Genomic DNA, 20,641 nt, shown 5'->3' on the forward strand with positions numbered 1-20,641 from the left:
CCATCATTTTATTTGAATTCATCAAAAGACTGCAGCCTGATGGACTGAAGACTTTATGCTATCTATCATAGCATTTTCTGAAAAGAAAAACATCGTTAAATGTTTGATAATTGAATAAAGAACCTCTCAAACCGACAGGCTCTCTAGACAAGACATTTATTTTACAAAAAGCGCATTTATTCTAAATCATTCGTGACGTTTCTCAACGACATAGGTGCGGCAAAAGTATGGTAATTCAACCCGCTGATTGTCAACTTTTGAAGGACTGAGTTTTGATTTTGACTAAGTACGATCATTCCAGCCGTATTTTCCATCAATTCTTTTTCAGCTGTAATCATTGATTGCCAGCGCTTTTCTGGTTCTAAAGCATAAGTGAATCGAGCTTCATCGAGTAAGCGATCGTATTCAGGGTTTGAATAATGCCGATTGTTGCCACTATACATCATTTTCAACGTCGAATAGGGATCCTGATAATCTGGCGTCCAATAAATCAAAAACAAATCATAATCACTTTCACTAGCTGTATTTAATGCAACTTCTGCTGGCATTGAACGCATCGTGACCGTCAAACCATCAAAAAGATCCTCCAATGCCCATTGTAAACTTTCACCCATTTTTTTATATCCACTGTCGTCTGTTGTCAGCAAATCGAGGGTAATTGACTCTCCTAGCTCTTCTTGTGCCCGTTGCCAAAAAGATAATGCCTGCTTAGGATCATATTGCATCAGAGATCCTGCTTCCGAGCGAAAATCTTCCCCAGTTTTAGGATTACGCACAAATCCTTCTGTGATGGCGCCATCTAACGGCTTAGAACCATCGGCCATAATATTAGTGATCAAATTAACTTTATCAATACCTAATGCCAATGCTTTTCGGAGGTTCTCATTTGCGAGGGGCGTTGCTTGCCCTCCTCTTTGTTGATTTAGACGAATATAATCCATTGTTGCTGCGGGATAGCTTTGGAACGTCTCACTGTTTTGCATCTGCTTAGCGATCTCACCTGTTACTATTGCCACATCCAATTGATCATCCTCAAAAAGATTCAACGCAGTCGATGTTTCTTTAATAACCTGAAAATGGATCTCTTCGGTTGGAATTGTTGAATGGTCCCAATAAGTCGGATTCTTTTTCAAACGCCAGTCCATTTGCGATTGCTGCCAATCTTCTACAATGAAAGGACCATTGAACACAATACTATCACTGTTGGTACCATAGTCAGACCCGAAAGTTTCAACCACTTCTCTGTTTTGAGGAAAGAAAATTGGGAATACCATTAAAGACGTAAAATACTGTGCTGGATTGGTTAAATTAACTTCCAAGAGGTAAGTATCGACGGCGCGAACACCCAATGTCTCTGGATCCATTTCACCAGTTGCGATCTCCGAAGCATTTTCAATTAAGTCGTGCATCAAAAAATTGTACAAAAATCCATTTTCGGGATCAATCATTCTTTTCCAAGCATACTCAAAATCAGCTGCTGTTACCGCATCACCGTTGCTCCATTTGGCGTTTTCTCTGAGGGTGAATGTGTAGGTTTTACCATCAGCAGAAATATCAGGTATATCACTGGCGACGCCTGGCTGGACCTCATCATTTTCATCTAGAAAATACAAACCTTCAAAGGATGCATTCTGAATGATCGCATCAGGAAAATCTAACATTGCCGCTGGGTCCAACGAAGTCAATTCGCTTAAAGACATCATACGAATGATGTGCTCCCCATTTACATCGTTCGAATTTTCTGTATTTTCTCCCCCACATGCAGAAAGTACGGTAACAATACATATAATCAGCAAAGCAACATATCCTTTTTTACTTTTCATGGTGATCACCTTCCTTCACTTCATTTGTGTAGGTCGAATCAACGAGTATCCAGATGAGTTCTGCGATCTCTTGGCTATCATTATAATTTTTGTGCCCTTCCCCAGCCGCTATCAACTGGAAATCTCCTTCTTTACCAACAATATCTTGCCCATCTTCTAGTACTGTATGCGCCTGACCTTTGATGACATAAGAATATTCATCTTGATCGTGTCTGGAGAAGCCGTGTTCCGGAATATGTTCTCCTGGCAATAAAGTAATATAACCCATTGTTACAGTTGTGTTCGGTTGATTCTTTGCTGTAAAAATTGTTTGCAACCCAGTTTGTTCACTTTTCCCTTTGATAATCATTTAACCACTTCCTTTTTTTGTTCTTATCCAATTAAAACTTTAAGAACACAAAAAGTCAACTTTTTGTTCAATTTTGATAAAATAATACACAATATAAGATAAATAATAGCGGCAATTACATTTATTAATTAAATTGTATTTATAAAAAAACACCTTGATATCTCTATCAAGGTGTTTCAGCATTATTCTTTCGTTTTATCTTCAGCAGAAAATTCTTGATTGACTGTCGACAAAATACCGTTGACAAATTTCCGTGATTGATCGTCACTGAAGGTTTTGGCAAGTTCGATGGCTTCATTAAGAGCTACTCGATTAGGCACGTTGTCCACATAGGTCATTTCATACAATGCAATACGTAAGATCGTCACATCCATTTTGGATAGACGTTGGATCTTCCAGCCGGATTTCAAATGGCTTTGGATCACTTGATCCAATTCTTCCTTATAATGACACACACCAACCACCAATTGATCCAAATAGGCAGGAACAAAATGTTCTTGTTCTTCATCGATTAATTCATGATGTTCTAACTCAATGGCGTGTCTGATTGCATCTTGTTTGGTTAAATCTTTGTTGAAGTCTAGTGGGAATAATGCTTGTAACGCCATTTTCCGAATGTCATGTCTTGATAATTCTTTACTCATTTTCTTCCTCATCGTTTCCGAATAATTCTTCGATATCTGGTAAATCCACTTTTTCTGGTACGACAGCGACAACATGGACATTGACCTCAGTTAACTGTACATCTGTCATAAATAAGACTTGCTGTTTCACGCGCTCTTGAATCTCCATCGCCACTTTAGGAACAGAAACACCATAAGTCATGTAGCTGTAAAGATCGACTTTGATCCCTGTTTCGTCGATTGTCAGGTAGACACCTTTACCATGGGCTGCACGGCCCAAAAGCTCAGTCACGCTGTTGGCGAATGTACCACGCATACCATAGACACCGTCTACTTTAGAAGCTGCGATACCAATAATGATTTCGATGACTTCAGGCGCGATCACGATTTCACCCAATTCAGGACTAGCGTCTAAGACTAGATTTTTATCTTCGTTCATCTGTTTTGCCTCCATTTTTGAACATCTGCTGAAATGAGCAACGCAACTTCACACTTCATTTGTTGACGAAACATGCGTGATTGCCATTTGCGCTTTGCAGAGAGGTTTATTCTCGTTTTTAGTTTATCATTTTCTCAGCGGATAATCTATAATAACCCACTTTTCTCAATGAATTTCCTGTTCACAAGCGAGTCAGATTATAAGATGATCAATTCTTTGGGCGCGTGGGTCAATACTTTGTTGCCTGTTTCAGTGATCAGTAAATCATCTTCGATTCGGACACCGCCAATGCCTGGCAAGTAAATACCCGGTTCGTCCGTGATCACATTACCGACGACAAACGGTTTATCTGCTCTGAATGACACATTTGGCCCTTCGTGGATCTCTAAACCAATGCCATGACCAGTTGAATGACCAAAGGCTTCCCCGTAGCCATAAGAAGCGATATGGTCCCGGGCAACAGCATCTAATTCGATACCTGTCATCCCAGGTTTCGCTGCAGCCAACACTTTTTCTTGTGCTTCTAATACGATTTTATAGATATCCTTTAATTGATCGCCAGGATCGCCTACGGCAAAAGTTCTCGTCATGTCTGATACATACCCTTGATAGTAACAGCCAAAATCAAGGGTAATCAAATCACCTTGTTCAATGACTTTTTCACTAGCTACGCCATGAGGCATTGCTGAGCGTAATCCGCTGGCAACGATCGTATCAAAGGATACACTTGTCGCGCCTAATGAACGCATGAAGAAATCTAATTGATTGGCTACTTCGATCTCTGTCATTCCTGGGCGAACCATTTTAAGAATATGCTCAAATCCTTGATCAGCAATATGGCAAGCCTGTTGAATCAACGCAATCTCTGATTCATCTTTGACTTCCCGTAAATTTTCGATCATGCCTGAAATTGGGGCCAATGAAGATTCTTCAACCAAATCTTCCAACACTGAATAATCAGAGAAACTGACGTAACTTTCTTCAAAGGCCAGAACATTGACTTCTTCATTTTTACAGATAGTTGCTACTTCATCGAAGATTGGCCCACTATTTTTCACGATCTCAAAGCCCACAGCTTGTGTTGCTGCTTGTTCTGTATAACGGAAGTCAGTCACAAAAAATGCTTTGTTCAAGGTAATGACTGCCAGACCAGTGGTCCCAGTAAAATTCGTCAAGTACCGCAGATTATATGGACTTGTGATCAAAAAGCCATCGATAGACTCTTTGCGCATTGCTTCTCTTAACTTCTCAACTCTTAACATATATTTTCCAACCTTTCTTTTACACTTCTTGTTTATTATAGCAAACTTCAAGAAAAAGCGGAAAGAATGTAAACATTTTCTGAAAAAAGAACCTGTCCGACTTCACTCATCGAAAATAATTAAATAAAGTCGTTTCCGTTACATTGACCGCCAACACATTCTCTCCGGTTTCCAATAAAGCGATCAGTTGATCCACATTGATACGTATAGATACCCCATATGTATTGACTCCGTGTTCTCCTACGTATGAAAGTGTGTCAGCAATCTGTTCGGAAGATATGATTTCTCGATCATAGGCTGGTTCAAGTGCCAGAAAGTCAGTTTGCGTCTGTAGAAAATGCAGCATTGATGTAAAATGAGCTGCTTGCTGTTCGGTTTCTGAATAGTTCATTTCTTGTGCATTGGTGGCATTACCATGTGTGAGAAAGGGAAATTCCTCCAAATAAGATTGGTCAATCTGTCGTTCACTCGGCAAAACGCCGCTATAAACACTGGCAAAGCCTAATGGCTGATAATCTTGATTGCCAGTCGGTACTTCGCTGCGTACAGCGGTCCATAACACTTCTCCTTGACCCAAGTTATACATTTGCCACTCTGCTAACTCATCTAATGTCAAATCCTCGTCAAAAATGACCGTCGCTATGATATCGGTACTTTTTGGCAGTTCTTTGACTTTCGCCAATAGCAGTTCTTTATGTAACTCACTTTCAGTAAATACATCAGATGATGAATTCCGGAAACGCTGCTCAAATAAATAATCAGTCATTTCTGGTATTGATAATTGTGTTTCTTTTAGCTGATTTCGATTGATTGTATAGGTTTTCGTATTTGTTTGATTCTGAGCTAAATTTCGATAAATTTCAGTCACCGCATATTTGCCATACCCTTCTGCATTGATCTCATAGCGGCTTAGACTTTGATTTTGTGTTGTCAGTTCATTATTGATTTGTCGATTGATAATATAACTATCGACATCCGACAGCTGATTACCGCTTTTGGGATTATAGAAAAAAGAATCGACAAGTCTGGGCGCGCCAAAAATAACCGACAAAACGATCAAGGTGATCACACAGACTAGCCCTAAATTGCGGTGCCGCTGTTGTTTTTTGACTTGCAGTTGGATTTCCTTGAAATCAAATGGTTGATTCATGTAATAGTTCCTCCTTTAGTAATCGCCGTCCGCGATATAGCCGATTCTTGGTTTGCGTATAGGTCCATTCTTTATAGCTAGCGATCTCATCAATGGACAATTCCATAAAATAAAAGAGCAGAATCACTTCTCGTGTATCTTCTGGCAAACGATGAATGGATCGAAACAATGACCTTCTTTCTTCTTCTTTGATCATAACGTCCAATTGTGTTCCCTCCGTTTCTGATGCCAGATGTGTGCGTGCTGATCGTTGCCATAACTGATGCCGTTTGTCCTTTCGCTGACCATCAATAAATCTATTTTTGATCGTCTTGAATAAATAATATTTGATTTGATCTTCACGTAAAAAGGGAAGAGCATTAAGGATCGCTAAATAGGCCTGGCTGACTAAGTCTTCTGCTTGGTGAGTGTCTTTAGTGAAATAGAGGGCATACAAATAGCACTCTCTCCCATACAAGTTGTAGATCCCCTCGAATTGATCCAATTTCACCCTACACGCCCCTTCCCTTTTACATTTACTATACGTGCCAGGCGAAAAAAAGTCACAAAAAAAAAGCATTTCATCTTCAAAGATAAAATGCTCTTGCATCAAATTATTTTTTTCGTCCAAAGAAAAATGAAACCACTGCGACGAAAATAACCGCGCCGATAATAGCAGGTACAATGGCCATGTCAGCCACTTGGGGACCCCAATTACCAAATAATGCTTGACCGATAGAAGCGCCTACCAATCCAGCTACGATGTCAAAAATACAGCCGCGTTTTTCACCAGCGATTGCACCACCGACTGAACCGATGACTGCACCGACGATCAATGTCCATAAAAAGTGCATCGGAACACCTCCTTCATTTATACACTCTTAGCGTACCATAGGAAGCGATGATTGAAAAAAATTATGCTTACGTGTTATTTTCTGCGTACAAATGCCCGTTTCAGCACATCGAAAAAGCCGAGAGAATGCACCATATGATCCGGATCAACATACACGCGAATGGCACGCAGGACTTTTTTTGGTTCTTTGGAAGAAAAGGTGTAGGTACCGTTTTTCTTCGTTTTTATGGCATAGCGAGGAATCCACCGCCCTTTGAACATGACAGACGCAATCACATAGTCTACATCTTCCCAAGGGATCTGAATAAATTTTCGTTTGTCACGATCGTTATAAAATTCAAAGGCATTATCACCGATCATGATTTTGCCATATTCATTGATACCTAAAAACGAGGTCGCATTGATTGTCAAATCAACTTTTGTATTCAAAGATTGTACCATCTGTTGTCTGCTCCATTTCTTTGTTTGGCTATATTATACGTGTTTTTTCGTCATTTGGCGAATATGTAAAAAAGTGCTTGGGTCACCCCAAGCACTTCGTTTTGAAAAGATTATAGCAATCCGATCAAGTGTCCACCAATACCGACTAAAAACAAGCCAATGATGATGATGATTGGAGAAACTTTTTTCTTCAATAACCACATGCATAGAAGTGTCAATAGCAAGGCAGCCAAACCAGGAATCAATTGATCCAAGTTGTTTTGCAGTGTAGTCACTTTAACATCCGACAACGCACGACCTTCGGCTACTTGCTCTAAGGCAGTTTTTATGCCTTCTGAACCAGAAGGTAGGTTTGCCCAATCGATGTAGGCACCTTCATCAAGAGGGACTCTTGAAACAACTGGTGCAAAGGATACAGACACCCAACGTTGTACAAGTGAACCTAAGACGAACATCCCTAAAATAGACGCACCTTTTGTTACATCTTGCAACAATCCACCTGAAAGGTCATCAGTGATTTTAGAACCGGCACGATAACCGAATTCTTGGGTATACCACATAAATGCCCAACGGATGATGTTCCATGCCAAGAAGAAGATGATTGGGCCTAGGATGTTTCCGCCTAAAGCCAGAGAAGCGCCTAATGCACCTAACATCGGACGAACTGTAAACCAGAATACTGGGTCACCGACACCGGCTAAAGGACCCATCATCCCAACTTTAACCCCTTGGATTGCTACGTCATCGACTGGCGCACCATTGGCACGTTCTTCTTCTAACGCTAATGTTACACCTAAGATAGGTGAGGCAATATATGGGTGGGTATTAAAGAATTCCAAGTGACGTTTTAATGCAGCGGCACGGTCTTCTTTAGTTTTGTATAATTTTTTGATTGCTGGAATCATTGAGAATGCCCAACCACCATTTTGCATACGTTCATAGTTCCATGAACCTTGAATGAAGGTAGAGCGCCATGCTACGGCTAAACGATCTTTTTTATTTAATTGAATTTTTTCTGCCATTTTTTTCTCCTCCTTCGGTTCTAATAGTCATTCAAGATATCGCCTAGAGGGTCGCCAGTGTTTCCGCCGCCGCCTCCATTAGATGATCCGCCCATTTTGGTAATGTTCAAGTAGATCAATGCGATAGCTACTGCCAATGCACCGATAGCGATCAATGTCAATTCAGAGATTGCCGCAATCACAAAACCAATAATGAAGAATGGCCATACTTCACGAGTTGCCATCATGTTGATAACCATTGCATAACCTACGGCAACGACCATACCACCACCGATAGCCATACCATCAGTTAACCATGCAGGCATAGATTCTAGGAATGTTTGTACTGTTTGTGCAGGGATTGCTAACAATGCTGCTGCAGGAATCGCGATACGTACCCCTTGCATAGCAACTGCAGCGATATGCCACATTTCAATTTTACGGATATTGCCTTCTTCAGCTGCAGCATCCATAAAGTGAACGATTGGTACAGCCAAAGTACGAACGATCATTGTTAAGAACAAACCAGCTACTGCTAAAGGAATCGCAACAGCAATTGCTGTATCAACGCCGGCAGTACCTTGTCCGCCTAATACCAAAATAATTGCAGATGCCACAGATGCTAAAGCCGCATCTGGTGCAACAGCGGCACCAATGTTTGCCCAACCTAAAGCGATCATTTGTAATGATCCACCCAAGATGATACATGCTTCTAAGTTACCGGTCACTAAACCGATCAATGTACAAGCTACTAGTGGTTGGTGGAATTGGAATTCATCCAAGATTCCTTCCATACCAGCTAAAAAGGCAACGAGTACTACTAATACCATAGATATAATAGTCATGATAGACCTCCTATTTAGTTGAATACAATTCTATTTGTTTGCTAATTCATTTTTTGCTTTGCGTAAGATTTCATCCATGTTGTCTTTTGAGTCATTCGGTACTTTACGTACATCGAATTTAATGCCGCGATTTTTTAATTCTTCAAATGTAGCAACATCTTCAGTTCCCATTGACAATACTTTACTTACAACAACTTTACCGACAGAATGCGCCATCGAACCAACATTGACTTCTTGAATATCAACGCCGCCTTCAACTGCACGCAGAACATCTTCCGGATTTTCAAATAATAGCAAAGCTTTTGTATTCCCAAAACGAGGGTCTTTAGAAACTTCAATCATTTTATCTACCGGAATCACGTTTGCTTTCACGCCTGGAGGCGCTGCTTGTTCAATCAATTTCTTACGCAAATCATCTTTAGCAACTGCGTCAGATACAACGATGATTCGTGAAGGATTGACTGATTTTGTCCAAGCTGTCGCAACTTGACCGTGCAACAAGCGAGAATCGACACGTGCCAAAACAATTTTGACTTTGCCATCACCTAGAACAGTTCCAGGAGGAAGTGAACCTTTTGGTTGGTCATCTTGGACCGCTTTTGGTGCAGCAGCTTCTGCTGGTTCAAGCGCTTCAGGTTTGACCTTGACCCCTTCTTTCGCTGTTTCAACGATATGCGCCGCAATTTCATGGGCTTTATTCATTGAAAAACGTGATGCATACGCTTCGATCACCATCGGTAAATTCATACCTGCCACGATTGCCCATGTTTCTTTGTGGTCTTCAAACAAACTATTGGCTTGATTGAATGGTGTACCGCCCCATAAGTCAACTAAGAACAATACTTCTTCTTGGTCGTCAAATGTAGCGATCGCTTCTTGCATTTTTGCTTTGATGTCATCTGGTCCTTCACTTGGCATCAATGTAACAGCTTTAACGTTTTCTTGTTCGCCGAAAATCATTGAACCGGATTGCAAAATGCCGTTTGCAAATTCTCCATGACTTGCTAGGATAATTCCTACCATCTTTTTACCTCCTATTTCAAAATTGAACATTGTGACACGAATTTGAACGAAAAAACAACGACGAAAAATTAAGAGTGACTACTTTCTTTTTCTAAAATATCCTTCAAAAAAATTTTGCGGTCAGCTGGAACTTTACGAATCTCGACTTCGATGCCTTGCTTTTGTAAATAGAGCAAAGCGTCAAGATCTTGGTCATTGACAGAAACAAAGTTTGTGATCATGCGTTTTCCCATTGAAAAACTCATTCCACCAATATTCACTGAGTGAATTGGAATGCCACCTTTGACGAGGGTCACGACATCTTGAGGGTTAGTAAATAATAACATGACTTTTTGAGTATTAAATAATGTGTTATGTGCTACCTCAAGCATTTTCGTTACCGTTACGACATTTGATTTGATTCCTGGCGGTGCAGCTTCTTTCAAAAGAAACTTGCGCAATTGATCATTGGCTACTTCATCACTGACCACGATGATTCGGTTGATACCCGTCAGTTTCGACCATGCTGTGGCGACTTGACCATGAATCAAACGGTCATCGATCCGGGCAAGACGTATATCCATTCCCATTGTAAAACCTCCTACATCGATCCGCTGAACAATTTGAGGATCCGTTCTTTTTTCGATCACCTCCTGTATCCACTTATATATAAGCAAGTTGCGTGCCAACTTTTATCAATACACTAATCTTGTAAAAAGCTTAAGAATCAACAATAGAACAATACACTAAAAAAAGATACACTATAATAAAGTGTATCTTTTTTAGTGTATCTGTATTCTTTTTTTATTTCAAATAAAGTTCTTTTTCTTGATGATTCTTGATGAGGGCCAACAAATAGTATTCCTCTGCATCGGGAATCGCTAAGTTCATCAAACGGGCAAAAGATTGAACATGTACATGTAACTGTTCATATTGCGGATGATGATACATGTCTGCTAGCTCCTCAGTTGAAACCGTCAATGGTTGACGCAAGACAATGCGCTCCAACATCCCGGCAGTATGCAAAACGAAATTGATTTGGAATCCTTGGCGGGCATCATTCAGCTCTAAGTCACGAATCAACTCGATACTAAACTGCCACAATGGATCAACCACTTTCTTGGCATTGATATAGGTAAAGTTTTCTTCTAAGTAGCCAATACAAATAGTTTTGGACCGTTGGTCATCCAACTGGACCTCATCTTCATAGCTCAACTCATTGTCTAGAAGGATATCATCTAGCAGCTGATCGACATCTTGATCGATAAAGCGTTCCAAAGAAATGAACGGCGCGTCGATATGCGGATCAACGATTCCTGTAGATGCGATCAATTGGTACCGCTGTTGGATACTTTCTAATTCAGAGCGCAAGTCTGCAACAGCTAGTGTCACAACTTCGACAGATTGGTTTTGTCTTTTTGACAATGAACTTTGAATCAATTCCTTGATTCTTTGCGCCGTCCCTTTCCCAGAAGCACAAATGGCTAAAATCGCTTTTGGATGATGATTTTGCTGCGCAGGCTCCTCATTCGTCACAACGCCATAGCCGCGAAACTTCCGCAATGAATCATATAGTTGATCGATATCTGTGCCAATCACTGAAGCTTTGCGTACCGTTTCTAAAACAATCGATGTAGTGACCATATCGACCGTACGAACCGTGATCCCTGTTTCTCGTTGGATCTCACTGTTAAAGGTTGCCAATGAGCCCATATCGACCAACAGCATCACACCGCTGCCATCATTGACTTGTTTCACACTTTCAACGATTTTTTTCAAGGCAACTGCTGGCGGCATATCCAATGGCATATCCACAGCTGTGACTTGATCCACTTCCAGCAATTGCTTCACGACTTGAACCATACTGCTGGCGGTACTATTGCCATGAGCGGCGACGACGACACCGATTTTGCCTGATGAGTGCGTCGTTCTCAGTGAAACAAGCAATACAGCTAAATAGTAAGACTCACTTTCAGGGATCGTTACCCGAAAACTGTCGCCAATAAAGGCCCGCACTTCTTTAGCCGCTGCAAATTCTTCGGGGTAATCGGCCACCATTTGCCGAATATTATCATTGGTTTGGCGCTCTTCACCTAAGTGGATTTTTTTCAAGAATGAACTGATATGCAAACTCATAGCATAAATAAAGTTCTGTTGAAAATCTACCTGCAATCGATTCCGGACCATCTCGTAAATTTGGTTCGTCACTGTGATGACCTTTTGATCGACAAATTCACTGAGCTTATTCACAGAATTGAAGGAGAACCCATGGTCTTTGTAAAAAGATTTTAAATGGACATTGATATCTGTTGAAATAAAATGATTGATTGCTTCTTGGTCTAATCCATCCGCTTTTAACAATGCCGCTTTGTCGCCAATAATATCATATAGGTTATACGGCAGCTCATAGGCATCCGATTGAATGTCGTTCAAATTCTCATTTGGCTGCACACTGACTTTCGGCGCCAATGTTTTCGACAACTCCGCCAATTCGTTGCGTCGATTGCCCAAGACGATCAGTCCTGAACGAATGCCTTCAGGCAGATCCATCAACTCGATTTCAATTTCTTCAGCTTGCATATGATTCAAAAAACCGCGGGCACAAACCAGTTGGACATTAGACTTCAGCTGGCCGATATTGCCAAAACTGACACTGCCAATCAACGCCTTGACCACGTCTTCTGTCAGTGTGATACTTCTTTGAATACGGGTTGCTTCTTGACCAACCAGTACGCGGACCAGTTCGATTTTTTCTGACGCAGGTCTTTTTTCGAAGAATGGCAACTGAATATTGATGGGGATCCTTCGGGTAAATGTATCCAACAATGTCGAATTGGGATCTTCCGTCGTTGCCCCAACGATTCGCACATTGGCTTGGTGATTTTTGCCAGTTTCCCCTAAACGACTGAACGTGCCATGATCCATAAAGTAAAAGATCATTTCCTGTCCTTCTGGGGGCAAACGATGGATTTCGTCCAGAAACAGCATACTTTCATCCGCTTGATCAATAATCCCAACTTTTTCTTGCTCAGCACCCGTAAAAGCCCCTTTGACATAACCAAACAGATGGCTCATCAACAGCTCTGGATTATTGGCATAGTCGGCACAATTGAAGACAATCAGTTCTTTTTCGTCTGCGATCACTTGATTGGTTTTGGCAAATTGGAACATCGCATGGGCAAAATAGGTTTTCCCTGAACCTGTTGGCCCAGTGATCAAGCAATTCAGCCCTTTAGGCGGATATAGAATCGCTGCTTTGGCTTGCTCCACCGCATTCTTCATACTGCCGTTGGCACCAATGATCGTCGAAAAAATATCGCGGTTGTTTTTGACGGCAGGTACACGTTGCGGATGCGCTTTCTCTCGTTGCGGGCGATTTTCCATATAACTAGGTACGTAGTTCTCAGGCGCTTTTTCATTGACGATTGCCCAATAACGAACAGGCCGTGTGTCACTCTTTTGGACGCGGCCTTCTTTGACGAGCTGATTTAGGTCTTTACTGGCATTGCTGCGTTGAATCGCTAAATGATCAGCGACTTCAGATGTCGACAACCCTTTCTTTTCTCCTAAGCCGCTCATTGTATTTTCAACTATATATTGATAAATACGCTCAATTCGCTTCCCCAACAGCTTCGCCTCCTTGTTTTTTTCCACTTGACTACTTTAATCATTTTTTCTAAAAAAAGCAAATTTTTATATAAAATAGCACATCTATGCTATCTTTCACACGAACAACAACCAACTTAGCCTAAGAATAATGCATTTCAGAAAAAAAAGACACTCATATGTCTATGGGTGTCCTGGCAACGCATGTATTGGTTGAAACGGTGGCACTTCCTCAGGAAATTCTTGCACTATTTTTTGCATCCAGATTACATCATGCCATTGATTGAATTTATAACCAACCTTTTTAAAATCAGCTACCCGTTGATAACCGCGTTTTTGATGAAATCCTTCGCTTTGCTGATTGCCTCCAGTGATACAGGCGGTCAAATTCACGATGTGCTGCGCTTTAAGTATATTTTCTAAGGCATCATATAAAGCAGTCCCAATCCCTTTGGCTTGTGCGGACTGATCCAAATAAACAGTGACTTCCACCGTCCAATCATAGGCTGCCCGCCCTTTATAAGCTGTCGCATAAGCATAACCCAATATGTGGCCCGCTTCTTCGGCGACCAAATAAGGATATCTGCTTGAGATTGTCCGGATCCGTTCACTAAAATCTTCTATGGTTGGTATCTCCGTTTCAAATGTGATTGGTGTATGCAGTACATAATAAGCATAAATGTCTAATAAGCTTTGGGCGTCTGCTATTGTCGCTGAACGTATATCCATGAGATCCCTCTTTTCGCGAAATTTTCAATAGTATACTCTTTTTGAATCAAAAAAACAATCCGACAAAGGGATTGTTTTTTTTTCACGGAATATTTATGACACGTCATTTTTTTCTTTCCCGCAATAAACTTGTAAATGTTGCGGCACTATTCGGATGGTCACTGGCAATTCCGGCCCAGCATCTCCATCAACATTGGTTTCGATCGAGCCACTATCTTTGATCGAGATCGTGGCTCGCTCAAAGGTTTCATACCCTAACACTTCGTTTGATTCCGACACCCCTTTGAGCAATTCAGGAATGCTCTTGATCGTTTCCCACAAATTGCTGTCTTTCAAATAAATCAAATGCAACCTGCCATCTTTGGTACTGGCTTTAGGCAACAAGGATTCAAAACCACCCACGCTATTCGATGAGCCGATGATCAAGGTACTACTTTCGATCGATACATGCTTTGTTTCATTTGCTGCCGTCAGGTCGATCTCAAACTGATGACTTTCATTTTTTCGGACTTCACGTAATCCGGAAACGAAATAGGCCATTTTACCTAATTTCGTTTTTTCTTCCACATCCACCTGATTGATAGCTGCCGGGATCATACCAATCGCCACGACATTCATGAAATAGTCGTCATTGATCTGTCCAATATCGATTTTCCGTGAATGCGCAGCGTCAAAAGAATCAATTGCTTCTTGAGGATCTAAGGGAATCGCTAACGCCCGAGCCAAATCATTGACTGTACCCAGAGGAAAGAACCCGAAAGCCGGTCGATCCTCATGGGGAGCCAGACCACTGATGGCCTCATTCACAGTACCATCCCCGCCCATTGCAAAGACACTGTCGAAAGCACCAACGGTATCAGAGGCAAACTGCGTGGCATCTCCCGCCTTTTCTGTATGCTTGACTTCAACCTCATCGAAAAAAGAAGCCAGCTTATCTTTGGCTTGTTGTTCATATTCCTTTGCCTGCTCTCCGCCAGAACTAGGATTCACGATCAATAGTGCTTTCATAAAAACAACCTCCTTAGAAATAGTATGTGCTACACCAAGTATAGCAAAATCAGCAGCAGCTTGTCTTTTTTGACACCACGAAAAAAGCACATTGGCAACAGCCAATGTGCAAAGTATCGATCAAACCAACCGTTTCCGCAGACGACCAGAAACAAAATCGATCAAAGTCACAGTCACCACGATACCCAATAATATGATTCCCACTCGACTCCATGAACGGGCATTGATGGCGAAAATCATCGGCGTACCGATCCCGCCAGCCCCTACGATCCCTAAAATCGAAGCAGAACGAACGGCCAATTCAAAGCGGTACAAGGTGAAGGACAAGAATTCAGGAATCAACTGCGGCAGTGTGGCAAATCCCAACACGTCCCAACGATTTCCACCGGCACTGATCACAGATTCAGAAGGACCATTGTCCATATTTTCGATGGCTTCACTGTATAGTTTGGCCAACATCCCAATCGAATGCACACTTACTGCTAACACACCGGCAAAAGAACCCGGGCCAACAGCTTTGATAAACATAATAGCCAATACGATCTCTGGGAATGTTCGAAAGGCTGTGAGGACGATTTTTCCAGATCCAGACAACAAACGCGGACTATTTTTGCTTCGCGCAGCCCAAAAGGCAAACGGAATACTCAGCAAAGAGGAAATAAATGTCCCCACAAAGGCAATCGCCACCGTTTGAATCATCAAACTGATCAAATCTTCTCCATCGCCGGTATAGACATAATCCCAGTCCGGATTGATCAACCCTTGAAAAATCGACCCAACGATTTGCCCGGCATTGTCTTTGACACCATTAAACGGAATACCCGAAAATGCCCATATATAAATAAGAATCAACACACCAGCAATCAGCCAATTTCTTACCTTCTTTTGTTTTGGTTCAGCAGGTAACATCATATTAATCGCTCCCTTAATCTATTACTGATCGTATCAATCACCAATACAACCGCAAATATCACCAAAACAATAATCGACGTTTGATCATATCTAAACTGACTCAACGAGCGTTGCAAAAAGACCCCAATTCCGCCAGCACCGATATAGCCTAGGATCGTCGATGCACGAATATTGATTTCAAACGCATAGAGCAAGTAGCTCAAGAAATGGCTCATCACTTGCGGCATCACCGCATAGCGAATAATATCAAATTTTGACCCGCCGGAAGCAGTGATCGCCTCGATAGGTCCTTCATCAATCGTTTCAATCGATTCATAAAACAATTTCGCGATCATCCCAAATGAGAACACCGAGATCGAAATCACACCGGCTACTGGACCGATTCCAACAATTGCGACAAACAATGCCGCCATCATCAGATCAGGAATCGTACGAATAATGTTCAAAACAAAACGAAAAATACCGCTAATGAAATCATTGGTCATAATATTTCGCGCAGCCAGTAATGAAAAAGGCAGCGCAACGATCGCGCCAAAGGTCGTACCAACGATCGCCATTTGAATCGTCTGCAAAATCGGCTCAACGATCACCGAAGCATATGCCCAATCTGGACGCGCCATTTTTTGCAAAATGATATTCATCTGGCCCATGTTGCCAAAAAAGCGCGGCATATCCACACCAGAGATCGACCCACTGACATAAAGAACCATAAGGAAGATTGCCAGCCATAAGACATTTTTCCATAAACCGTTGCGTTTCGGCAACGTGTTGGTCATCATAAAGCTTCTCCTCCTTGTTCTTCCATGATTTCACTGCCATAGATTTCTTTCAAGCGTTGATCTGTAGCTTCACTGACAGGTCCATCAAAGACCAAACTGCCATCGCGCAGGCCAATGATCCGGGTACCATATTGTCTCGCCAATTGCACCGAGTGCAAGTTGACGACGATCGTAATCCCTAAATCTTGATTGATTCGTTTCAAATCATCCATGACTTTTTCTGTTGTCAAAGGATCTAAAGAGGCCACAGGTTCATCTGCCAAAATGATTTTCGGCTCCTGCGTCAATGCCCGAGCAATGGAAACACGTTGTTGCTGCCCACCGGATAATTCATCAGCACGGGTATAGACTTTTTCTGCCAAATTGACCCGTTGCAAGGATTGATAGGCCAATTCTTTATCCGCTTGCGGAAACAAACCAAACAGCATTTTGATCGTCGGATGATAAGCGACCCTTCCTGTCAACACATTACGTAAGACACTCGAACGCTTCACCAAATTGAAACTTTGGAAAATCATGCCAATGTCTCGTCGAATCAAACGCAGGGATCTTCCTTTGGCTTTCGTGATTGATTGATTATCGATCAAAATCTCACCGCTTGTGATTTCATGCAGACGATTGATCGAACGCAGCATCGTTGATTTGCCGGCACCTGATAAGCCGACGACAATCACAAATTCGCCTTTTTTAATATCAATATTCAGATCTTTCAGCCCCAAAACACCATTTGGATATTGCTTCGTCACGTTTTGGAATGAAATAATCGTTTCTTTCTCTACTGCCATGATTCTCCTACTTTCTTTTGTTAAAAAATCGCCTTACATTCGAAAAGGGTACCTCAAGAACCGGCACCCTTTCCGAGCTATGGATAGATTATTGACCTACTTGTTCAGCATACTCTCTAACAATATCGAAGTTGCTGTCTTGTGAAACGACATAGCCTTCGTGTGAATAAATATCAGAGATGATTTGCTTGCCTTCTTCATCTTGACCAATTGCAATGAAAGCATCTTGGATCTTTTTGTCCCATTCTTCGCTCATATCACTGCGGACACTGATCGTATCGTTAGGGATCGGCTCAGTGAAGTACATTGGTTCGACTTCATCCATGATTTCTGGGTAGTCGCTTTTCACCGTATTGCGGGCATCTTCAAACACGAATGCTGCATCCACATCACCGTTCAATACAGAAAGAATTGCTTGATCATGTCCTTTGACTTGAACAGTCGTTACATCAGAATTGATATCGATACCAGCTTTCAGCATCTCAGCTACTGGCCATACGTATCCTGCAGAAGAAGTCACATCTTGGGTTGCGATCGTCTTGCCTTTCAAATCTTCAAGATCTTTGATGCCGCTGTCGCTTTTCACAACGATCATTGAACGATAGCTGTCTACCAATTCATCCGTTGCTTCACCGCCAGGTTGTTTGATCCCGTATCTTTGTGCTTGCAACAATACTTTCACATTGCTTTGTTCGTGCGCCAATACATACGCATTTGGCGGCAAGAAACCAACATCCACCTGTTTTGAAGCCATCGCTTCAACGATCGTATTATAGTCGGTCGACACACTTACCGTTACCGGAATCCCTAACTCATCACTTAATAATTGTTCTAATGGTTTTGCTTTGGCTTCTAAAGTTTCAGCCGCTTGAGATGGGACGAATTGAACAGTCAGCTCCTCAGGTACATAACTTTCTTCACCAGAAGCATCTGTAGCAGAATCTCCTGAGCCGCACGCTGCCAATGTCAATGCTGCTGCCATTCCTAATCCAAGTGTTGCCGCTTTTTTCCAAACTTTCATTACTTTTCCCCTTTTCAACTAAAAATAGAACAAAATGAAATACCGAACTTTCCTATCTGATTATAAGAAAAAAAACACAACAAAACAACCGATTTTTATTTTATATCCGTTATATTTTTTTAATCGTTCGTAAAACACGAACGATAACTCGTGTAGTCTTTCTCAATCAAACAGAATCAAACGACCTGATTTCCCATTCGCCCTCACTGAAAATCCTATCAGAGCAATTTGCATTTTAGGTTAGCAACGTGTAAAGGTTCTGTTAAATTCAATTTTTACATTGTGAATAAAAAAACATTCGCGATGATAAATAAACGCGAATGCTTGGCAACATTAAAATTTGCGTAGAAGAACGGTTTCGCCACTTACCTGTTCTCCAGTTTTGACAAAACCATGTTTCTCATACAGTTGTTCTGCAATGATATTACCTGGAACTGAAGAAATACGCAGTTCTTTGGCTTGCACTTCGTCAAGGAACCACTTGATTGACGCGACTAACCCTTGGGTGCCAAAACCTTGGTTTTGATACGTTTGACCAATCATAAACCTTTCGATCCACCAAGAATCTTTCGGATAATCTTCATCGGCAGCATAATAACTAAACAACACAAAGCCCACCATTTCGTCTTCATTGTATAGACCAAACGCTTGCCTTTGCGCCTCAAATACAGATTCCAACAGCGAATACCAGTTTGGCGAAACAAAATCCTCTTGTTCCTTTGCTGTTTTCAAAGCAATACAAGTTTTATAATTCGACTGATTGATTTCTTTTAACTGGATCATCTACTTTCTCCTTAACGCGCTATTTTACAGCGCTTTCATTTTTTATTTTAAAAAAACGCCCGGTTACATGAAAGTATCCGGGCGTTCTGATTATTAAGCTTCTTGCGCTACTGGGTAAACAGATACTTGTTTTTTGTCGCGGCCTTTACGTTCGAAACGAACAACGCCGTCAACTTTAGCAAACAAAGTATCATCTCCACCGATACCGACATTTACACCTGGGTAAATTTTCGTACCGCGTTGGCGATAAAGGATAGATCCGCCTGAAACAGTTTGACCGTCAGCACGTTTCGCACCTAAACGTTTTGATTGAGAGTCACGTCCGTTAGACGTAGAACCCCCACCTTTTTTGTGAGCGAAGAATTGCAAATTCATTTTCATCAACATGAGATGCACCTCCTATTTTTCTTTAGTAGTTTTGATTTGGATATAATCGTTGTACTCTTCTTGAACTGATTGCAAGCCGATCAGCAAATTCTCCAAAAGAATTTGTGAGATATTCGACTGCTCTTGGGTCAAACGAGCCGGTAATGTTACCAAAAGATAACCACCCTGTTCATTCTCCGCTTCAACTTTAGGCGCAATGCCTGCTAAAGCGTCGATCCCATTTACTGCACTGATTGCCAATGCCGAGGCTGCAGCACAGACGATGTCTTTGCCGTATTCTCCTGCTTGGGCATGTCCAGCAAGTTCAAAAGAAACAATCCGACCAGAGTCATTGCGTTTGAATGTCCCTTTGATCATATTCGTTACCCTGCTTTTCGTCAGAATTAAGCGTTGATCGCGTCAATAACAACTTTTGTGTATGGTTGACGGTGACCTTGTTTACGGTGTGAATGTTTTTTAGGTTTGTATTTGAAAGTCACGACTTTCTTTTGTTTGCCGTGTTTTTCAACAGTACCTTCAACAGTTGCACCAGCAACGATTGGGGCACCTACTTTTGTTGATTCGCCACCTACTAAGATGACTTCGTCAAAAGTAATTTTTTGGCCAGCTTCAACGTCTAATTTTTCAACGTAGATTGCTTGACCCACTTCAACTTTCACTTGTTTCCCACCAGTTTTGATAATTGCGTACATGCTCTACAGCACCTCCTTATGATATACTTAGACTCGCCATCCCAAGTGACTTTCGTACTTAATACTTGTTCTGTGCGGTTGTAGCTGTGGAGTCCACAATTACAACAGTCTAACTTTATCAAAATACCGTGGCATTGTCAATGCAGAAAAATAAAAAATACAGAATCTTTTC

Annotated in this window: 24 protein-coding genes and 1 other annotated feature; all 24 genes read right to left on the reverse strand. The window is 41.5% G+C overall.

Features of this window, described 5'->3' with window-relative positions; genetic code table 11:
• Positions 1-176: 176 nt before the first annotated feature.
• Positions 177-1,823 (reverse strand): peptide ABC transporter substrate-binding protein, encoded by a 1,647-nt coding sequence (locus ACYVRS_RS05595; RefSeq protein ID WP_461202839.1) that lies wholly within the window; start codon positions 1,821-1,823, stop codon positions 177-179.
• The gene (locus ACYVRS_RS05600) at positions 1,813-2,172 is read right to left on the reverse strand and encodes a cupin domain-containing protein (RefSeq protein WP_312497550.1); all 360 of its coding nucleotides are present in this window, start codon (positions 2,170-2,172) and stop codon (positions 1,813-1,815) included. Before ACYVRS_RS05600 ends, ACYVRS_RS05595 begins: the two co-directional genes overlap by 11 nt.
• A 182-nt stretch (positions 2,173-2,354) precedes the next feature.
• Complete coding sequence (gene nusB, locus ACYVRS_RS05605; RefSeq protein WP_461202841.1) at positions 2,355-2,816, reverse strand: transcription antitermination factor NusB; 462 nt, start codon at positions 2,814-2,816, stop codon at positions 2,355-2,357.
• Complete coding sequence (locus ACYVRS_RS05610; RefSeq protein ID WP_054114708.1) at positions 2,809-3,234, reverse strand: Asp23/Gls24 family envelope stress response protein; 426 nt, start codon at positions 3,232-3,234, stop codon at positions 2,809-2,811. Before ACYVRS_RS05610 ends, nusB begins: the two co-directional genes overlap by 8 nt.
• Positions 3,235-3,431: 197 nt before the next feature.
• Positions 3,432-4,496, reverse strand: coding sequence for a M24 family metallopeptidase (locus ACYVRS_RS05615; RefSeq protein WP_312497552.1), 1,065 nt, complete (start codon positions 4,494-4,496; stop codon positions 3,432-3,434).
• A 106-nt stretch (positions 4,497-4,602) separates the two neighbouring features.
• Positions 4,603-5,646 carry an anti sigma factor C-terminal domain-containing protein gene (locus ACYVRS_RS05620; RefSeq protein WP_313537146.1) on the reverse strand — a complete coding sequence of 348 codons (1,044 nt, stop codon included), beginning with the start codon at positions 5,644-5,646 and terminating at the stop codon, positions 4,603-4,605.
• A complete protein-coding gene (locus tag ACYVRS_RS05625) occupies positions 5,630-6,136 on the reverse strand; it encodes an RNA polymerase sigma factor (protein ID WP_461202843.1) in 507 nt (168 codons plus the stop codon). The genes ACYVRS_RS05620 and ACYVRS_RS05625 overlap by 17 nt, the downstream gene beginning before the upstream one ends.
• Before the next feature lie 103 nt (positions 6,137-6,239).
• The gene (locus tag ACYVRS_RS05630) at positions 6,240-6,479 is read right to left on the reverse strand and encodes a GlsB/YeaQ/YmgE family stress response membrane protein (RefSeq protein WP_054114712.1); all 240 of its coding nucleotides are present in this window, start codon (positions 6,477-6,479) and stop codon (positions 6,240-6,242) included.
• A gap of 74 nt (positions 6,480-6,553) precedes the next feature.
• Complete coding sequence (locus ACYVRS_RS05635; protein WP_312497554.1) at positions 6,554-6,919, reverse strand: DUF956 family protein; 366 nt, start codon at positions 6,917-6,919, stop codon at positions 6,554-6,556.
• A gap of 110 nt (positions 6,920-7,029) precedes the next feature.
• Positions 7,030-7,941, reverse strand: coding sequence for a PTS system mannose/fructose/sorbose family transporter subunit IID (locus tag ACYVRS_RS05640; RefSeq protein WP_054114714.1), 912 nt, complete (start codon positions 7,939-7,941; stop codon positions 7,030-7,032).
• A gap of 20 nt (positions 7,942-7,961) precedes the next feature.
• Positions 7,962-8,765, reverse strand: coding sequence for a PTS mannose/fructose/sorbose transporter subunit IIC (locus tag ACYVRS_RS05645; protein WP_313537149.1), 804 nt, complete (start codon positions 8,763-8,765; stop codon positions 7,962-7,964).
• Between the two features lie 30 nt (positions 8,766-8,795).
• Complete coding sequence (locus ACYVRS_RS05650) at positions 8,796-9,788, reverse strand: mannose/fructose/sorbose PTS transporter subunit IIA (RefSeq protein ID WP_054114716.1); 993 nt, start codon at positions 9,786-9,788, stop codon at positions 8,796-8,798.
• Positions 9,789-9,856: 68 nt separating this feature from the next.
• Entirely contained in the window at positions 9,857-10,351 is a 495-nt protein-coding gene (locus ACYVRS_RS05655; RefSeq protein ID WP_200908888.1) for a PTS sugar transporter subunit IIB, read from the reverse strand.
• Positions 10,352-10,571: 220 nt separating this feature from the next.
• Positions 10,572-13,394: a sigma-54-dependent transcriptional regulator gene (locus ACYVRS_RS05660; protein WP_461202845.1), complete on the reverse strand. Its 2,823-nt coding sequence runs from the start codon at positions 13,392-13,394 to the stop codon at positions 10,572-10,574.
• Between the two features lie 162 nt (positions 13,395-13,556).
• Positions 13,557-14,102: a GNAT family N-acetyltransferase gene (locus ACYVRS_RS05665; protein WP_461197650.1), complete on the reverse strand. Its 546-nt coding sequence runs from the start codon at positions 14,100-14,102 to the stop codon at positions 13,557-13,559.
• Between the two features lie 93 nt (positions 14,103-14,195).
• Positions 14,196-15,110: a diacylglycerol/lipid kinase family protein gene (locus tag ACYVRS_RS05670; RefSeq protein WP_461202847.1), complete on the reverse strand. Its 915-nt coding sequence runs from the start codon at positions 15,108-15,110 to the stop codon at positions 14,196-14,198.
• A gap of 120 nt (positions 15,111-15,230) precedes the next feature.
• Entirely contained in the window at positions 15,231-16,022 is a 792-nt protein-coding gene (gene phnE / locus ACYVRS_RS05675; RefSeq protein ID WP_200908887.1) for a phosphonate ABC transporter, permease protein PhnE, read from the reverse strand.
• Positions 16,019-16,801 carry a phosphonate ABC transporter, permease protein PhnE gene (phnE, locus tag ACYVRS_RS05680; protein ID WP_054114720.1) on the reverse strand — a complete coding sequence of 261 codons (783 nt, stop codon included), beginning with the start codon at positions 16,799-16,801 and terminating at the stop codon, positions 16,019-16,021. The genes phnE (ACYVRS_RS05675) and phnE (ACYVRS_RS05680) overlap by 4 nt, the downstream gene beginning before the upstream one ends.
• A complete protein-coding gene (gene phnC, locus ACYVRS_RS05685; protein WP_054114721.1) occupies positions 16,798-17,586 on the reverse strand; it encodes a phosphonate ABC transporter ATP-binding protein in 789 nt (262 codons plus the stop codon). Before phnC ends, phnE (ACYVRS_RS05680) begins: the two co-directional genes overlap by 4 nt.
• Before the next feature lie 88 nt (positions 17,587-17,674).
• Positions 17,675-18,607, reverse strand: a complete 933-nt coding sequence (locus ACYVRS_RS05690; protein ID WP_054114722.1) for a phosphate/phosphite/phosphonate ABC transporter substrate-binding protein — start codon at positions 18,605-18,607, stop codon at positions 17,675-17,677.
• A 333-nt stretch (positions 18,608-18,940) separates the two neighbouring features.
• Positions 18,941-19,390, reverse strand: a complete 450-nt coding sequence (locus ACYVRS_RS05695) for a GNAT family N-acetyltransferase (RefSeq protein ID WP_461202849.1) — start codon at positions 19,388-19,390, stop codon at positions 18,941-18,943.
• 93 nt (positions 19,391-19,483) lie between these two features.
• The gene (gene rpmA, locus ACYVRS_RS05700) at positions 19,484-19,777 is read right to left on the reverse strand and encodes a 50S ribosomal protein L27 (protein ID WP_003126181.1); all 294 of its coding nucleotides are present in this window, start codon (positions 19,775-19,777) and stop codon (positions 19,484-19,486) included.
• A gap of 12 nt (positions 19,778-19,789) precedes the next feature.
• Positions 19,790-20,134, reverse strand: coding sequence for a ribosomal-processing cysteine protease Prp (locus tag ACYVRS_RS05705; RefSeq protein WP_312498896.1), 345 nt, complete (start codon positions 20,132-20,134; stop codon positions 19,790-19,792).
• Positions 20,135-20,160: 26 nt separating this feature from the next.
• Positions 20,161-20,469: a 50S ribosomal protein L21 gene (rplU, locus tag ACYVRS_RS05710; protein WP_054114725.1), complete on the reverse strand. Its 309-nt coding sequence runs from the start codon at positions 20,467-20,469 to the stop codon at positions 20,161-20,163.
• Between the two features lie 19 nt (positions 20,470-20,488).
• Positions 20,489-20,559 (reverse strand) — a sequence feature (ribosomal protein L21 leader region).
• Positions 20,560-20,641 lie beyond the last annotated feature (82 nt).

Source organism: Enterococcus salsurae (assembly GCF_054784955.1).

Excerpts from the sequence above, each read along its gene's own strand:
- ACYVRS_RS05595 (WP_461202839.1), bottom strand. The coding sequence starts at position 1,823 with ATGAAAAGTAAAAAAGGATATGTTGCTTTGCTGATTATATGTATTGTT.
- ACYVRS_RS05600 (WP_312497550.1), bottom strand. The coding sequence starts at position 2,172 with ATGATTATCAAAGGGAAAAGTGAACAAACTGGGTTGCAAACAATTTTT.
- nusB (WP_461202841.1), bottom strand. The coding sequence starts at position 2,816 with ATGAGTAAAGAATTATCAAGACATGACATTCGGAAAATGGCGTTACAA.
- ACYVRS_RS05610 (WP_054114708.1), bottom strand. The coding sequence starts at position 3,234 with ATGAACGAAGATAAAAATCTAGTCTTAGACGCTAGTCCTGAATTGGGT.
- ACYVRS_RS05615 (WP_312497552.1), bottom strand. The coding sequence starts at position 4,496 with ATGTTAAGAGTTGAGAAGTTAAGAGAAGCAATGCGCAAAGAGTCTATC.
- ACYVRS_RS05620 (WP_313537146.1), bottom strand. The coding sequence starts at position 5,646 with ATGAATCAACCATTTGATTTCAAGGAAATCCAACTGCAAGTCAAAAAA.
- ACYVRS_RS05630 (WP_054114712.1), bottom strand. The coding sequence starts at position 6,479 with ATGCACTTTTTATGGACATTGATCGTCGGTGCAGTCATCGGTTCAGTC.
- ACYVRS_RS05635 (WP_312497554.1), bottom strand. The coding sequence starts at position 6,919 with ATGGTACAATCTTTGAATACAAAAGTTGATTTGACAATCAATGCGACC.
- ACYVRS_RS05640 (WP_054114714.1), bottom strand. The coding sequence starts at position 7,941 with ATGGCAGAAAAAATTCAATTAAATAAAAAAGATCGTTTAGCCGTAGCA.
- ACYVRS_RS05645 (WP_313537149.1), bottom strand. The coding sequence starts at position 8,765 with ATGACTATTATATCTATGGTATTAGTAGTACTCGTTGCCTTTTTAGCT.
- ACYVRS_RS05650 (WP_054114716.1), bottom strand. The coding sequence starts at position 9,788 with ATGGTAGGAATTATCCTAGCAAGTCATGGAGAATTTGCAAACGGCATT.
- ACYVRS_RS05655 (WP_200908888.1), bottom strand. The coding sequence starts at position 10,351 with ATGGATATACGTCTTGCCCGGATCGATGACCGTTTGATTCATGGTCAA.
- ACYVRS_RS05665 (WP_461197650.1), bottom strand. The coding sequence starts at position 14,102 with ATGGATATACGTTCAGCGACAATAGCAGACGCCCAAAGCTTATTAGAC.
- ACYVRS_RS05670 (WP_461202847.1), bottom strand. The coding sequence starts at position 15,110 with ATGAAAGCACTATTGATCGTGAATCCTAGTTCTGGCGGAGAGCAGGCA.
- phnE (WP_200908887.1), bottom strand. The coding sequence starts at position 16,022 with ATGATGTTACCTGCTGAACCAAAACAAAAGAAGGTAAGAAATTGGCTG.
- phnE (WP_054114720.1), bottom strand. The coding sequence starts at position 16,801 with ATGATGACCAACACGTTGCCGAAACGCAACGGTTTATGGAAAAATGTC.
- phnC (WP_054114721.1), bottom strand. The coding sequence starts at position 17,586 with ATGGCAGTAGAGAAAGAAACGATTATTTCATTCCAAAACGTGACGAAG.
- ACYVRS_RS05690 (WP_054114722.1), bottom strand. The coding sequence starts at position 18,607 with ATGAAAGTTTGGAAAAAAGCGGCAACACTTGGATTAGGAATGGCAGCA.
- ACYVRS_RS05695 (WP_461202849.1), bottom strand. The coding sequence starts at position 19,390 with ATGATCCAGTTAAAAGAAATCAATCAGTCGAATTATAAAACTTGTATT.
- rpmA (WP_003126181.1), bottom strand. The coding sequence starts at position 19,777 with ATGTTGATGAAAATGAATTTGCAATTCTTCGCTCACAAAAAAGGTGGG.
- ACYVRS_RS05705 (WP_312498896.1), bottom strand. The coding sequence starts at position 20,134 with ATGATCAAAGGGACATTCAAACGCAATGACTCTGGTCGGATTGTTTCT.
- rplU (WP_054114725.1), bottom strand. The coding sequence starts at position 20,469 with ATGTACGCAATTATCAAAACTGGTGGGAAACAAGTGAAAGTTGAAGTG.